Here is a 13,527-nt window from a genome sequence, read left to right as displayed (position 1 = left end):
TATCTCTATGGCCCAATCGTTATTTTTCGTCGCGTTGTTGTTACCGCCCGACCTAGGGGCGATCGCCTCTGGCTGGCAATACTATTGCGTTGAGCGATTCCAAACTAAAAAGGCGCTCAATTCGCCACCCCACATTACCCTGCAACCGCCCTTTAAATTGCCAGTCGAAGACATTGATCACCTCGAAAACGTTCTCCAAATCTTTGCCCAGAACCAAATGAGTTTCCCGGTACAGTTGACGGGTTTTAACTGTTTTGCGCCGCGCGTGATCTATATCGATGTCCAACTGACTCCCCCACTCCAAGACTGCCAATCCCAATTAAAAACGGCCTTTGGGACACAATTAAACATTCAGGCGCAACGCTACGGCGATCGCCCTTTTTGTCCCCATGTGACCATCGCTTTTAAAGATTTAAGCCGTACTAATTTTGACCGGGCCTGGGCCTTTTTTCGGGAGCGTTCTCTAAACCATTATTTTACCGCTGGGGGTTTGAGTTTGCTACAACACAATGGCCGCCATTGGCAAGTTCGGGCTAATTTTCCGTTGCGTCACCTAGCCTAGGCATTATAAATTGGCCCCTGTTGCGCCTGATAAAATTGCAAGACCCCCTGGGCAAAAGCCAGCTCCACTTCTGTTTTCACGATAATGCCGCGCTGTTCAAGGGCCGTTTGCCAATTTGGGGGTTTTGGCCCTTCGTCGAAACCAATGGCCTCCGCATCAACGCCCCTAGCTCCGCTGACTACGCGCTTTAAGCCAGACCAGTGGATTCCCCCCAAACACATCGCACAGGGTTCGGTACTGGTAACCAACTCCAGGGCAGGCAAATTTGCAGTGCTGAAATTGTATTGGTTAAATTTGCGTTGGGCGATCGCCATTGCCACCATCTCCGCGTGGAGCAACGATAAATTTTCGCTAGTCACGAGGTTCACCCCTAGGGCGATCAGTTCCCCGGTTTTGATGTTAAAAATCCCGGCCCCGAAGGGCCCGCCTGTTTTTTGAATAATATTTTCCCGGGCGGCACCCACCACAAACCGCATTTTTTGGCGATCGCCTGGGGTCGGTTGATATTGGCTGCTGTATGCCTGCAACCATTGGGGCAAACGAAAACAAATTTCCGACGGTTGATGATACATCGCGCTTTTTACTCCATGTCTTGGGTTAATTTCATTGGGTCTTCGGAAAGTTAAAAAAAAGGTAGGTGCGCACCTACCTTTTAGAAACATACCTTTTTTAAGGACTCGACGGCGGCAGTTTGCGCAGTTCCCCCAAGAGCTTTTTTAATTGGGTTTGAATCGGCTTGAGGCTTGTGTCATCACTCTCTGCCAGTTGTTTTGACCATTTTTCGACGGTGGCGATCGCCGACTCCGGCGAAAAGGTAGGTGTACGCCTACCTTTTGGGGCAGAATCATTTAAAATGCGCTGAATCCGATCCTCAGAAAGCCGAAAAACCTTAGCCAGTTCCCGTTTCAAGGATTTTTCTCCCGTCTTGGGTCGGCCCCGTAAGCGTTTATAACCAGCAGTTTCTAGCTTTTTTGCCGCCTCCCGAATCTCCGTGACCGTAAAATTTTTCCGTTGGGTATTTTCTTCGATTTCAATTTGCAGGGCATCCACAGCATCCGCCGCCGCGTCAATATCCACCACCCGCACCGGAATTCCTTCGGGAAATAAACTCGCATATTGATCGGGGTGGGCTAGTTTAATTTGATAAAGGGCCTCCCGACGATGTCCCCCGGCCAGTAGATGACCATGGCGATCCACCGTCAAAGGAGTAATTAAACCCAGCACCAGGATCGAATCGACCAATTCCTGGACGTGTTTATCATTGAGGGGACGGGCATCTCCCCCCGGACGATCCAAAATATCCTCAAACAACAGGAGCTTTAGATTTTGGTTAACTTCATTTTCATAGGCTTTTTCGGCGGTGAATTCTGCCGTCGCCCGTTGGTTGAGTCGATCAAGATTCAGGGTCGCTTTTTTACGGGCCATTAGTTTAGGTACTCCTGGAGCCACAACCAATAATTTTTAATTTCCGTCGCTGCTTTGCCGTCCGGATTCCATTCTGTAACAGCACGCCCCTCGGCAACAGAAGCAGGAAAATCGGCACGACTGCGAATCAATGGCCCGACAGGGTAGTAGACGGCGAGCCCCTCGATTAATTCCGTCAAATTGGCCTGGGGATGGGCTTGGTTAATGCAAAAAACCGCTTGGGCTTGGGCCGCCCGGATTGCCGCGAGGGTCGCTCCTAGGGCATCGAGTTCGAGTTGGCCAGGTCGTAACACCACCACACAGAGATCGGCAATTTGGGCAATTTCAATTAAACTTGCTTCGGCACTGGGTTGGGTATCCACAAACAGCCAATCGGTCTGACAACGCTTCAGGGAAACTTGCACGCGACCTGCGGGGACGGTGTGGACTAACGGCGGATCATCGGCGCGGCGATCGCCCCAATCGGCACAACTCGCCTGGGGGTCGGTATCAATGATCGTGGCTGGCCCAGCCACCACAGCCAAATTCATCGTTAATGTGGACTTGCCGACGCCCCCTTTTCGACTAACAATCGCAATTTTTTTCATAGACATTTCCCACAGACCACATCAAATTACAGCAATTGATCTAGCTGAAAGTTTAACCCACTTCCCCCCAGACCCAGAAGACCAGAAGCACCTAAGCTTCCCCGAACAAACTCAACTGACCAAGGGGAAGGGAGCCGTAACGGCGTTGGTGTTGGCGTAAATGACAGGCCGAGCAAAGGGCGATGAGATTTTCCCGACGATTGTCTTCGGGGATGTAATTTTTGTGGTGAACGCTTAAGGTTAAAACAGCCCGCAGGTGACGATCAATGCCTTTGACCTTCACATCCGACGGAATACAAACCAAGCCACAGAGTTCACAGCGCCAGTCTGCATCCTCTTTTACTTGTAAGGCGATCGCCTGCCAATCATCAGAATATCGAGAAGAATGTTTCATCTAAACCTAGCGCCGCAAGATAATCCTGAAATCGCTACAGTATTAAAAAATTCTGGCCAACATCACAGCCAATACCGTCTGTTTTGTGACCTATTTTGTGATTCTAACCCTAATTATTAAGAAATCACCAAAAAAACCATCTCCATTACCCCAAAGCACCATGAAAATCGCCTTCTTTAGCAGCAAGCCCTACGATCAAGTCTCCTTTAACAACACCAACCAACGTTTTCACCACGAACTGGTCTTCCTCGAACCACGCCTCACCCCCGATACCGTTAGCCTCGCCGCTGGTTTTCCGGCCATTTGTGCATTTATCAACGACGACCTAGGAGAAGCTGTCCTCAAACAACTCGCCCACAACGGCACTCAATACATTGCCCTACGCTGTGCCGGGTTCAACAATATCAACCTTGAGGTCGCCCGCAAATTAGGCTTGACCGTTGTTCGGGTGCCTGCCTACTCCCCCTATGCCGTGGCCGAACATGCCGTGGGACTGATTTTGATGCTCAACCGCAAACTCTATCGCGCCTACAACCGTGTCCGGGACGATAACTTTGCCCTTAATGGCCTCCTGGGTTTCGATCTCCACGGTAAAACAGTCGGGATTATTGGCACCGGAAAAATTGGCGAATGCTTTGCCAAAATTATGCAAGGGTTTGGCTGTCGTTTACTGGCCCACGATCCCCAAGAAAATTCTGTCTGTTTAGATTTGGGTGTCCAATACACAGATTTACCAGATCTGCTCACCCAAGCCGATGTGATTTCCCTCCACTGTCCTTTAGTACCCGACACCTATCACCTGATTAACACCAACTCCCTCGTCCAGATCAAACCCGGTGCCATGCTGATTAATACCAGTCGGGGGGGCTTAATTGATACCAGGGCCGTTATCGAGGCACTGAAAACAGGTCAGTTGGGTTATTTTGGCACCGATGTCTACGAAGAAGAAGAAAATCTCTTTTTTGAAGATCTATCGGATACAGTGATTCAAGATGATACGTTTCAGTTATTACAATCTTTTCCGAATGTAGTGATCACTGCCCACCAAGCCTTTTTCACCCAGGAAGCCTTGGGAAATATTGCAACGACGACCTTAGATAATTTACAGGCACTGGAGAAAGGCAAAGCTTGCACGAATCAGTTATGTCCCTAGAAACTGCGCCAAGAATAGCTCACTTCAAATCAGTCACGGTTTTGTTTAGGGCTTGTCTGGCGATTTTGGTGACATAGACAGTCACAGCAACAGTAGCCACAAAACCAAGAATCCGGATCGACCACTGGGCAATAGGGTTGGCGCTGGTGCTTTCTGTGCCGAGGGTCGCAAGATTTCCGGCCAGGGAGCCAATGTAGACATACATGATGGTGCCAGGGATCATCCCCACAGAGCCGAGGACATAGTCTTTTAGGGAAACGCCCGTGACCCCATAGGCATAGTTAAGGAGATTAAAGGGAAATACAGGTGAGAGACGCGTCAGGAGAACAATCTTCAGGCCTTCCTTGCCCACAGCTTCGTCGATGGCGCGAAATTTCGGGTTGTCGGCGATTTTTTTGCTCACCCATTGGCGGGCTAGGTAACGACCCACTAGGAAAGCAGCGATCGCCCCTAGGGTTGCCCCAACAAAGACGTAAATTGATCCTAAAGCGACACCAAAAACAACCCCGGCTCCCAAGGTCAGAATAGACCCCGGCAGAAAGGCCACCGTCGCCACCACATAAAGCACCATAAAGGCGATCGCCCCCAGGGCACCCAGACTATCGATCCATTGCAAGCCCTGGAGTAACCAAGCCTGGGGATCAAATCCTGTGCCAAAAAGCCCCTGGACAAAGGTTGATGTTGAACTGGCCGCCGTCGCCATGCCAGCGAAAAATGTTGAGAGTGCAACCACTTCTAAAAGCATACTTACCCCGAATGCACCCAAGGCTAAACCCGTAAAGCTTGTCCAACAAGGTAATTTTTTTGGTTGCCGTTGATGCCTAATTTTTTGATTGGTGTCACTCTTTAAGTTAGCAGGTTTCATCAAATTCCCCTCAAGTTAATCATTCTTTTTATCCGGCGATCGCCTCTAATCCACCGTCCAGAGGGTGTCTGCATCCCGCAACAAAAAGAGCGTGCAACAAGCAGCCAGCATCGGTAAGGCCGCAAAGAAGAGGAGGTTATTAAAAGGATCGAGGTATTGCCGAAAGGAAGCAAAAGTTGACCCGGCATGGAGCAGCAACACCAAAAAATAACACCGATTTTTTTGGAACCCCGTCACGAAACCCAACACAATGGCCAGTTGCACAATACCGATGAGAAAAATCACCCCGTTACTGAGGCCAGAAATCAGATAAAAATTCTCGAAAACGGCCCTGGCGTGGTCTGGGTTAAAAAATTTATCCAATGTCCAGACAAACATCACAATAAAAATACTGAGCCGTAACAGCAATAACGACAACGCAAGACGCGGCACCTGTTTCATAATTTTTTTCGTAAATTCATAATGTTTTCAGCAGCGATCGCCAGCAAATATTTTTATTCCGCTTCATTGGCCTTCGCGGCACAGGGATTCGCTTTGGAAGCACAAGGATCGACTGTTTCTGTTTTACTTGCACAAGGATTGGTTTTAGAAGCACAGGGGTTTTCCTTCGCCGCACAAGGGTTTGCTTTAGAGGCACAGGGATCGGCTGTTTCTGTTTTACTCGCACAGGGATTTTTAAACAGTCCAGCGCAAGGGTTTTTGACACCGGAACAGCCGGCGATCGCCCCCAGACTTAGCAAAGAGATTGATACGAGGGTGGCAGCATAGCGAATTTTCATGGTCATTCTCCTGAAATTAATTAGATTGCTGAGTTAAAACCAAAGCTTTGCCGTGGTTCTTGAGCTTGATTAAATCGGCTAAACATGAGGCGCAGATGAGGGGAAACTAGAGAAAACTTAAAAATATTGAGCAATAAAATGTCGAGCAATCTTCAGGAAAAATTCAGACTGCCATCAGCGATCACTCAGGCAAAAATGTCATTGTAGAAAAACAAGCCGTCCCATCTTTTGCATGAATTTATGGCCCCACAAACTTGGTTTATTGATCGCGGCGGCACCCAGGAGCTTTGGCCAGCCACTGAGTTCCCGACATCGAAAACACAACCCTATCGGCTTTATCGTTTCCTGACAGATTTGGAAGATCTGCTAAACCGTGAGCCAGGCGATCGCCAACGTTTACAGGCCCTATACCCTTTAGTGCAGCGTTTGTTGCAGAGTTCAGAATGGCTGCAACTGATCCCCATTGCGCCAGATCCAGACACAGGTTGGGCTGTGGAAATTTTGTATGATGAACCAGATTTTCCGCTCACAGTGCAGCTTGTGGCCTGGGAACCCCGACGGGTCTCGCCGATCCATAACCATGGTTGTTGGGGCTTGGTCGCTCTATTGCAAGGCCAGGAAGAAAATCAATTTTGGCGGCGATCGCCTGGAGATTCTAGCCAGTTGGTCGAGACCGGGAGCTTAGTATTAAATCCTGGGGATTTGGTTTGTTTAATGCCAGACGCAATCCATCGGGTGAAAGCATTGGGCACGACGCCAACCATTAGCTTTAATGTGTATGGGGAAACCGACTATGACCAACGCTTTGAATTTGATCTCGACCAGGGCAGGGCAACAAATTTTTAATCTTTTTTCCGGTAATAAGCGATGGGGCTAAAAAACTAAAAAAGGCGATCGCCAAACGCTTGAAATTAGACCATTGGCATTTTTCGACGAGTTCCCTGCAATTTCGCCTCACCTTTGAGCTGGCTGGTTTATCGATCTGTGGCCTCGGCATCGTTGCCATTTGGGCGGGCTGGCAGATGGAGCAAAACCTCGTGGCGGCCCACAAACAAACCCTAGATTACATTGCCTCGCGGTTTCCGGAGCAGTTGGAACTGTATAGCGAAATGGAACCCGTAGAAACCAGTCTGGTACGCACTCTCCAGCGGGTGACGACTGCTGATGTTATGGCTTGGGTGAAAGATCCTGACGGTCAACTGGTGACCCAATCAACGGCGACGGCTGATTTTGTCGCCCAAGTGCCCGATCTGATGACCTTTGAGCAAGGGGCAATGCCCCCCCAAATTGTGCGTGTGGGCGATCGCCAAATTGTCCTTTGCATTAGTTCCCTAGCGATCGCGGGGGAACCCGTAGGCCAACTGTATTTATCCCAGGACATCACCGCCGATCTGCAAAAACTCTATGTCAGTTTGTGGCGGCTGCGCCTGGTCAGTGGAGCAACGCTTATTTTATTAATCGCCGCGATCATACACCGCATTCAAAAAGTCACCCAACCCCTCGCCCAAATGAGTAACATGGCCCAGGCGATTTCTGCGGATGACCTCCAAGGGGCAAAGTTAGAACTCCAGCAAGCGCCCGATGAAATTTTAGGTTTGGCCCAGGTATTTAACGAAATGTTGTCCCGGTTATCGAGTGCCTGGGACAACCAACGGCAGTTTGTCGGTAATGTTTCCCACGAACTCCGTACTCCCCTGACGATTATCGAAGGCTATCTCCAGAGTCTCCTGCGTCGCAGCGATGACCTCAGTGAATATCAACAGCAGGCGATCGCCACCGCTGCCACCGAAACAACCCACACCATTCAAATGCTCCAAGATTTGTTGGATTTGGCCAGGGCCGACGGGGGCCATTTACATTTCCGCACCCAGCCCGTCATGCTCAATACATTTCTCGAAGAAGTCAGCGCCATGGGTCAACAGATCAACCAACGCCCCATTCACCTCAAAACGCCCCCAGAAGATGTGGTGATTCGCGCCGATCAAGACCGACTGCAACAGGTGATGTTAAATCTAATTGATAATGCCCTAAAGTATTCTGCCCCTGACCAGGCCATTGAAATTTGCCTCGAAACCGCTTCACCGATGGCCCTAATCCACATCGTTGATCAGGGTATTGGCATTGCCTTAGCCCACCAAGCTCGCATTTTTGAACGATTTTATCGGGTGGATGAAACCATGACCCGCTCCCGGGATGGCACGGGTTTAGGTTTGGCGATCGCCAAAAGTCTCATCGAAGGCATGGGTGGCAAAATTAGCCTCCGTTCCCAGCCCCACCAAGGCAGTTGCTTTACCCTAAAGCTTCCCCTGTGGGATATTCAGTCCGTTTCCACAAGCCACAACTCCGAGCAGGATGGACTACGCCGCCATGGTTAAACCCCAAGCATTTCTCCTTTACAAAGACGTTGATCATTGAGTTTTCTGCAAATATGCACCACCACATCTTTATTAATTTCCCTTACCGACGACCACCCACTGACCATGAAACCCCATATTTTACTGGCCGAAGATGACCAAAACCTCGCTCAATTCGTTGCCTCCGAATTACGCCTAGAAGGTTATTTGATCACCGTTGCCCACAACGGCATCGATAGTCTAAATTTAATCCGAGAAAATACCTATGACCTATTGATTTTCGATTGGCTCATGCCGGGCTTGTCGGGGCTAGATTTATGTCTACGACTCCGCTCTAGTGGCATTGAAACGCCGATTCTTCTGTTGACCGCAAAGGATGAAATTTCTGATCGGGTCTCTGGGTTAAACGCCGGGGCCGATGATTATGTCACAAAGCCCTTTAGCATTGAAGAACTACTGGCCCGTGTCAATGCCCATCTCCGCCGTGCTCGCCGGGAAGTCGTTGACCAATTAGAATTTGAGGATCTTTCTCTCAATGGCATTACCCGCGAAGTTTACCGCGATCGCCAACTGATCCAGCTCACCGCCAAGGAATTTGATTTGTTAGAGTTACTCCTGCGCCACCCACGGCAAGTCCTAACCCGCGAGCAGATCCTCGAAAAAGTTTGGGGCTATGACTTTATGGGAGAATCCAACGTGATTGAAGTCTATATTCGGGCTTTACGGCTGAAACTCGAAGCAACCAATCCAAAGCGATTGATCCATACGGTACGCAGTGTGGGCTATGTCTTGAAATAAATTTCAAAGCAGTTTTGAGCACATGAAACTAAAGTGCAATAAAGCTTATTTAGTTGTCACTATTTTTCTCGCTAAAATAGTTTTTATTTAGACAAAATTTTAGTGGAGTTAAACTGTAAATTATCACAAATTTTTCTTGATTTTATTCTAATTATTTCACAGTCGCCAAGAGAGATCAACAGATTTAATTTACAACTAAAAAGATATTCAAAAAAGATTTAATAATAGCTTTTGCCGCAACCATCTCAACCCAAAGATAAACTATTCAGGCAGTAAATCCAGTAAAAGTTGTGTAGTCACCATCATAACCAGAGACTTTCTAAGGGTTTTCTTAGGATTAATTTTTGTTGAGGTAAGTCTCTCCTAATCTGAGAAACAAATAGATTAGAAAAAAGTTAAACTCTCTGGATTATGACATTCAAAAAATTTGTTGCCACAGCCCTAATAGCGAGCGGTATGCTGGTGTCCTTAAGCAGTTGCGGTACTAATGAAGACAGCAACACCGAGAATACGCCACAAGTTGAAACTTCAGAAGTCGAAGTGACAGAAGAAACAACAGCGATCGCCCCTGGCATGACTCCCTTCGATTTCCCGACAGTGGGCATCACAGCCGAAGCCGGAGATTATGTACTGACCCCCACAAACAGGATGTGGACAAATGCCATAACCTCAGAAAACCCGGCGAACGAAACCTACATTTACTATTCTGCACAGATGTCCGCACCAGGAGAAGTTGAATCAGATATTGACTCAACCTTCGACGGGATTGTCACAATGCCGAACGCGATGATTATCCCGATCCCAAAAGGGCAAACAGCGCAAAAAGGCGACATCGTCCTGACCTGGTGGCAAACTGGCTCCGGGATGCAACGCGCAATCGTTGTGGATGATGCAAACCCCCAAGAACCCGTGGTTATGTATTTGGATTTGGCCTATGACAATCCGGCAACAGACCAAGACAGCGGTAAATCTATCGGTGCAACGGAATATCCACTTGCGCCTGATTCCTTCGTAAAGATTACTGATCCTTGGCAAGAAGGCAATATGATTGCGGCCAATGATGGTGAAAGATGGAATTCTGTGCAAATCGTCAAAGTTGCGGGCGAAAAAGTCTTGACCCTGGGTTTTGCGGGCAGAATGAAGGTTTATGACAAAGCAGATTGTAAACCTGTACCGCTCGTCCCCGATGTAGAGGCAGGGGATACAGTGCAAGCGGTTTTTGGGGCTTCATTTGGCGAATACACCGTGGCAAGGGTTGACAGAGAAATCGGTCGTGTCTTCGTAGAACAGTCTGGCTCCGAGAAGGCAATTCCCTATGGACAAGTGACCCCAAGCTTATAGCGGCGCATTGAAATTTCGGACAACACCCTTCGGAAAACCTCTCAGACTTGAATTTCCAGGCCAAAACAGCACACACTAGAAGGCGATCGCCTTTGGCGGGATAATTCTTCGAGAGGAAAGATGTTTTCATGCGACCAATTCCAATTCAGCCTGAACCCCACCAAGAGTCTGTCTGGGACTATCCCCGTCCCGCCCGCCTAGAAGACACAGCGAAACATCTCATCGTTATCTGTAATCAGATCACCATTGCCGAGACCACTGGGGGAAAACGGGTGCTCGAAACCAGCCATCCACCAAGCTATTATTTTCCCGCCGCCGCCGTCCAATGCCAGTACCTCGTGCCCAACCGCCAGCGGGGAATCTGTGAATGGAAAGGCCGCTACGAATACTACGATGTGGTGGTGGGCGATCGCCGTCTTGAAGCTGCTGCCTGGCGATTTTTTCAACCGACCCCAGCCTTCCAAGACATTGAAAATTTCTACGGCTTTAGTGCCAAGGGGATGGATGCCTGCTACGTTAATGGAGAAAAAGTCACCCCCCAAGCGGGTAATTTTTATGGCGGTTGGATTACCGCTGATATTGTCGGCCCCTTTAAAGGAGAAGTGGGCACATGGGGTTGGTAAACGCCTCTTCTAAAATTACTTTTACTTTACCCGCATGATCACATCGCCCATGTTTGCTTCACTCCTTGAAAACTATCAAAAAACGCGATCGCTCACCCTTAAACTGGCCGAGCCCCTCGCCCCAGAAGATCAGGTTGTTCAGCCTGTGCCCTACGTGAGCCCCCCTAAATGGCACCTCGCCCATACCACTTGGTTCTTTGAAACTTTTGTTCTCCAAAAAAACCTTAAAGATTACCAAGCTCATCATCCCCAATATGCCTATCTTTTCAATAGTTACTATGAACAGGCTGGAGAAAGATGGGGGCGATCGCAACGGGGTTTTTTATCACGGCCAACGGTCGCTGAAATTATCGAATACCGTCATGCGGTCGATCAATTTCTCGAAACATTATTACTGGATATCGAAGCGTTTGATTTTCCTGAACAAGAACAAATCTACGAAACAATTACCCTCGGTATCCACCACGAACAGCAACACCAAGAACTATTGTTATACGACTTAAAATATATTCTCGGTCATAATCCCTTGTTTCCGGCCTATGTAACCAAATCTCCTTTGGAGACCCAACAAACGCCCCATACGCTAACATCAACTCCACCACAACATTATTTAGAAATTCCCGAAGGTATCTATAAAATTGGCCATCAAGGTGACTCATTTTATTTTGATAATGAACGGGGCAGACATCAAGTTTTTTTGCATCAGTACCGCATCCTCGACCGTCTAATTACTTGCGGTGAATACCGAGAATTTATCGAATCTGGCGGCTATCAAAATCCCCAATATTGGCTCATGGAAGGTTGGGAATGGATCCAGGCAGAAAACCTCACAGCTCCCCTATATTGGCACTTGGATCAAAGCCCAGAGCAGCAAGGTTGGTGCCACTACACATTACATGGCTACGAAGCCCTCGATTGGGACGCTCCCGTCACCCACATTAGTTTCTACGAAGCGGATGCCTTTGCCCGGTGGGCCGGAAAACGTCTACCCACTGAATTTGAGTGGGAAGTGGCTTGCAATTTATCCGAACCTGAGATTCCTCAAACTGCTAATTTTTTGAATTCCCAGCAACTGCATCCCCAACCACGAACACAACACAGTCAACAATTTTATGGGGATGTTTGGGAATGGACCAGTAGTCCCTATTGCCCCTATCCGTACTATGAAATTCCGGCGGGTGCCCTGGGGGAATATAACGGTAAATTTATGGTGAATCAGATGGTACTCCGGGGTGGTTCCTGTGCGACTTTAAGGGAACATATCCGACCCACATACCGTAACTTTTTTCACCCACAAATGCGTTGGCAATTTTCCGGTTTACGCCTTGCGGAATATTCTTGAGTCCAGGAAATCTTGCCGTTTTTTATTTTTACTAATTCACAATGTTATGCCCAGTCAAAATTTAACCCTTAATTCCTTTGCTTTAGATGTCCACCGGGGCTTATCTCACTCTCCCAAAAGTTTACCTTGTAAATATTTTTATGATGCCCAAGGTGATGCTTTATTTCAGCAAATTATGACCTTAGATGAATATTATTTAACCCGTTGTGAGCGGGAAATCTTTTTAACCCAAAAGCAACATATCCTAGACTTATTTTATGGCGATCGCCAACCGTTTACCCTGGTAGAATTAGGTGCTGGGGATGGTTCAAAAACCAAGATTTTACTTGATTACTTTCTAAGTCAAGCTGTTGATTTTATCTATGCCCCCGTCGATATTTCTGAAAATATTCTGACCCATTTAACAGAGACTATTCAGGCTGATTTACCCAATCTAAGCATTGCTCCGATCCAAGGAGATTATTTTCATACCGATTTTCTGGATCATGATTTAAGTCGGCGCAAGATTTTATTATTCTTAGGTTCAACCATTGGTAATCTTTCAGACCAAGAAACCGCTGATTTTCTGCAAAATATTACCCGCAATCTTGATCCAGGTGACTTGATTATGTTGGGTTTTGATCTGATGAAAGATCCCCAAATTATCCTCAAAGCTTACGACGATAGCCAGGGAGTGACCCGTGCTTTCAACCTCAACTTACTCGAACGAATTAATCGAGAACTAGAGGGTGATTTTCAACTGGATCATTTTCAACATTGCCCCATTTATCATCCCCTCACCGGCGAGGCGCAAAGTTATCTCGTTAGTACCTGTACCCAAACCGTTACTCTCAATAAACTGTCCCAGAGTTATATTTTCGAGGCATGGGAGGCGATTCACATGGAAACCTCCCGGAAATATTCCCGCAAACAGATTAAGGAACTGGCGGAGCAGCATCACTTTCGGGTACTACATACTTTTTCAGATCAACAAAAATATTATGTAAATTCCGTTTGGCAGAAATTAGCAGATTAATTTAGTTATGCAAAATCTAAGATTTTTCATCCTTCTCATAAGACAAAATTTACTGAGATTTTTTTTACATTGATTATCAATTGAGAAGACATTTTTAATGGTAATCATTTTCACGACATTATTGGAAACTTAGTTCACTACGGTGATTTCCGCAGAAATTCTTCAGGGAATTTTAAGACTAGGTCTTTTGGCGATCGCCTCGATATTTTTCTGGCAACAATCAATCCGATGCAGGCTAGAGCAAACAGAAAAATGAACACTTAGCTATCCAGTAAGCCATATAATTAAT

Annotated in this window: 16 protein-coding genes; 10 read left to right on the top strand and 6 right to left on the bottom strand. The window is 47.4% G+C overall.

Features of this window, described 5'->3' with window-relative positions; all coding sequences use genetic code 11:
* Nucleotides 1-7: 7 nt before the first annotated feature.
* The gene (locus AACR41_RS02045; RefSeq protein ID WP_045442461.1) at nucleotides 8-562 is read left to right on the top strand and encodes a 2'-5' RNA ligase family protein; all 555 of its coding nucleotides are present in this window, start codon (nucleotides 8-10) and stop codon (nucleotides 560-562) included.
* On the opposite strand, the gene AACR41_RS02040 is transcribed toward AACR41_RS02045, so the two are convergent.
* The 4 genes from AACR41_RS02040 to AACR41_RS02025 form a co-directional block, all read right to left on the bottom strand.
* A complete protein-coding gene (locus AACR41_RS02040; RefSeq protein ID WP_030008010.1) occupies nucleotides 559-1,134 on the bottom strand; it encodes a nucleoside deaminase in 576 nt (191 codons plus the stop codon). The genes AACR41_RS02045 and AACR41_RS02040 overlap by 4 nt on opposite strands.
* A gap of 97 nt (nucleotides 1,135-1,231) precedes the next feature.
* On the bottom strand, nucleotides 1,232-1,987 hold the full coding sequence (locus tag AACR41_RS02035) for a ParB/RepB/Spo0J family partition protein (protein ID WP_052349723.1): 756 nt from the start codon (nucleotides 1,985-1,987) through the stop codon (nucleotides 1,232-1,234).
* Nucleotides 1,987-2,574: a ParA family protein gene (locus AACR41_RS02030; RefSeq protein WP_030008008.1), complete on the bottom strand. Its 588-nt coding sequence runs from the start codon at nucleotides 2,572-2,574 to the stop codon at nucleotides 1,987-1,989. The genes AACR41_RS02035 and AACR41_RS02030 overlap by 1 nt, the downstream gene beginning before the upstream one ends.
* A gap of 91 nt (nucleotides 2,575-2,665) precedes the next feature.
* Complete coding sequence (locus AACR41_RS02025) at nucleotides 2,666-2,968, bottom strand: HNH endonuclease (RefSeq protein WP_012305642.1); 303 nt, start codon at nucleotides 2,966-2,968, stop codon at nucleotides 2,666-2,668.
* 160 nt (nucleotides 2,969-3,128) lie between these two features.
* Here AACR41_RS02025 and AACR41_RS02020 point away from each other — a divergent pair, with 160 nt between their 5' ends.
* Nucleotides 3,129-4,121 (top strand): 2-hydroxyacid dehydrogenase, encoded by a 993-nt coding sequence (locus AACR41_RS02020; protein ID WP_030008007.1) that lies wholly within the window; start codon nucleotides 3,129-3,131, stop codon nucleotides 4,119-4,121.
* A gap of 19 nt (nucleotides 4,122-4,140) precedes the next feature.
* Here the strand turns inward: AACR41_RS02020 and AACR41_RS02015 are convergent, their stop codons facing one another.
* Both AACR41_RS02015 and AACR41_RS02010 read right to left on the bottom strand, forming a co-directional pair.
* Complete coding sequence (locus tag AACR41_RS02015) at nucleotides 4,141-4,824, bottom strand: TVP38/TMEM64 family protein (protein WP_223209961.1); 684 nt, start codon at nucleotides 4,822-4,824, stop codon at nucleotides 4,141-4,143.
* Nucleotides 4,825-5,031: 207 nt separating this feature from the next.
* The gene (locus AACR41_RS02010; RefSeq protein ID WP_030008005.1) at nucleotides 5,032-5,427 is read right to left on the bottom strand and encodes a hypothetical protein; all 396 of its coding nucleotides are present in this window, start codon (nucleotides 5,425-5,427) and stop codon (nucleotides 5,032-5,034) included.
* Between the two features lie 21 nt (nucleotides 5,428-5,448).
* Between AACR41_RS02010 and AACR41_RS02005 the strand changes: the two genes are divergently transcribed.
* The 8 genes from AACR41_RS02005 to egtD all read left to right on the top strand — a co-directional run bounded on the left by AACR41_RS02005 (nucleotide 5,449) and on the right by egtD (nucleotide 13,238).
* Nucleotides 5,449-5,754 (top strand): hypothetical protein, encoded by a 306-nt coding sequence (locus AACR41_RS02005; protein WP_161768749.1) that lies wholly within the window; start codon nucleotides 5,449-5,451, stop codon nucleotides 5,752-5,754.
* 251 nt (nucleotides 5,755-6,005) lie between these two features.
* Nucleotides 6,006-6,611 carry a cysteine dioxygenase family protein gene (locus AACR41_RS02000; protein WP_030008003.1) on the top strand — a complete coding sequence of 202 codons (606 nt, stop codon included), beginning with the start codon at nucleotides 6,006-6,008 and terminating at the stop codon, nucleotides 6,609-6,611.
* Between the two features lie 59 nt (nucleotides 6,612-6,670).
* Nucleotides 6,671-8,140, top strand: coding sequence for a sensor histidine kinase (locus AACR41_RS01995; RefSeq protein WP_030008002.1), 1,470 nt, complete (start codon nucleotides 6,671-6,673; stop codon nucleotides 8,138-8,140).
* A gap of 105 nt (nucleotides 8,141-8,245) precedes the next feature.
* Nucleotides 8,246-8,917 (top strand): response regulator transcription factor, encoded by a 672-nt coding sequence (locus AACR41_RS01990; protein ID WP_012305635.1) that lies wholly within the window; start codon nucleotides 8,246-8,248, stop codon nucleotides 8,915-8,917.
* 456 nt (nucleotides 8,918-9,373) lie between these two features.
* The gene (locus AACR41_RS01985) at nucleotides 9,374-10,258 is read left to right on the top strand and encodes a hypothetical protein (protein WP_030008001.1); all 885 of its coding nucleotides are present in this window, start codon (nucleotides 9,374-9,376) and stop codon (nucleotides 10,256-10,258) included.
* A 128-nt stretch (nucleotides 10,259-10,386) separates the two neighbouring features.
* Complete coding sequence (locus AACR41_RS01980; protein WP_030008000.1) at nucleotides 10,387-10,881, top strand: DUF427 domain-containing protein; 495 nt, start codon at nucleotides 10,387-10,389, stop codon at nucleotides 10,879-10,881.
* Nucleotides 10,882-10,930: 49 nt separating this feature from the next.
* Nucleotides 10,931-12,223 carry an ergothioneine biosynthesis protein EgtB gene (gene egtB / locus AACR41_RS01975; protein WP_223209960.1) on the top strand — a complete coding sequence of 431 codons (1,293 nt, stop codon included), beginning with the start codon at nucleotides 10,931-10,933 and terminating at the stop codon, nucleotides 12,221-12,223.
* A gap of 46 nt (nucleotides 12,224-12,269) precedes the next feature.
* A complete protein-coding gene (gene egtD, locus AACR41_RS01970; protein ID WP_030007998.1) occupies nucleotides 12,270-13,238 on the top strand; it encodes an L-histidine N(alpha)-methyltransferase in 969 nt (322 codons plus the stop codon).
* The last annotated feature ends 289 nt before the right edge of the window (nucleotides 13,239-13,527 follow it).

Source organism: Picosynechococcus sp. NKBG042902 (assembly GCF_963864045.1).
In the GTDB taxonomy this organism is placed as follows: Bacteria; Cyanobacteriota; Cyanobacteriia; order Cyanobacteriales; family MRBY01; genus MRBY01.
This window is presented reverse-complemented; position numbering and strand designations above follow the sequence as displayed.